The sequence below is a fragment of the Pseudomonas sp. BN417 genome, assembly GCF_029871205.1.
GTDB lineage: Bacteria > Pseudomonadota > Gammaproteobacteria > Pseudomonadales > Pseudomonadaceae > Metapseudomonas.
On the sequence record NZ_SSOJ01000006.1, the window covers coordinates 1 to 742 of the forward strand.

General features: G+C 66.7%; 1 pseudogene. It reads left to right on the forward strand.

Annotation, left to right across the window (positions count from 1 at the left end):
• A pseudogene (locus E8F11_RS00160) lies at positions 1-742 on the forward strand (DUF2235 domain-containing protein); the annotation flags it as partial.

A 742-nucleotide genomic window follows, 5' to 3' on the forward strand; every position in this document is an offset into this window, starting at 1 on the left:
CGACACCGTGGCCTCCACCGCCGGCCTGGCCAACCTGGGCAATGTGCGCAGCGCCAGCACCCCCGGCCTCCAGCTCTACCTGGCACCCGACCACTTCCCGACCGTGGTGCACCTGGTGGCACGCGACGAATACCGTGCCAACTTCGCCCTCAACAGCACCGCGCCCGAGCACCGTGAGCTGGTCTTGCCCGGGGCCCACGCTGACCTGGGCGGCGGTTACCTGGCCGAAGCCGAGGAGTGCCTGCTGGTCAGCCCCATGCAGGCCCTAGAAGTGCCGCGCCACACTCCGGTGGAGCACACCAGCATCTACCGTGATGCCAAGCAGGCCCGGGACGCCTGGTTGGCCAAGGGCTGGCCGGCGGAACTGCTGAGCATCGTCACCCCCGAAGCCCGGCCCGTGCTGCCCGAGCCGACGGACCGCCTGGCCCCACCGCGCAAGCGGGTCTATGCCGCCCTGCAACTGAAACGCCCAGTGCGAGGTGAACTGTCGCGGGTCTACCTGCGACTGATGCATCAGTTGGCCCGGCAGAAAGGCGTCGCGTTCAACGACATATCGAGAGAACCGCCCTATCTCCTGCCAACGGTGCTACAACCGCTCTCCGATCGTTTTCTGGCAGGCGACTACAGCATCAGCCCCGTCGAAGCGCGATTTCTGCAACTGCACTACGTCCATTGCTCTGCCCACTGGAATCCACCCGCGCGCCTGCAAGGTCAGACACCCCGAACGGGAGTTGCCTTGACC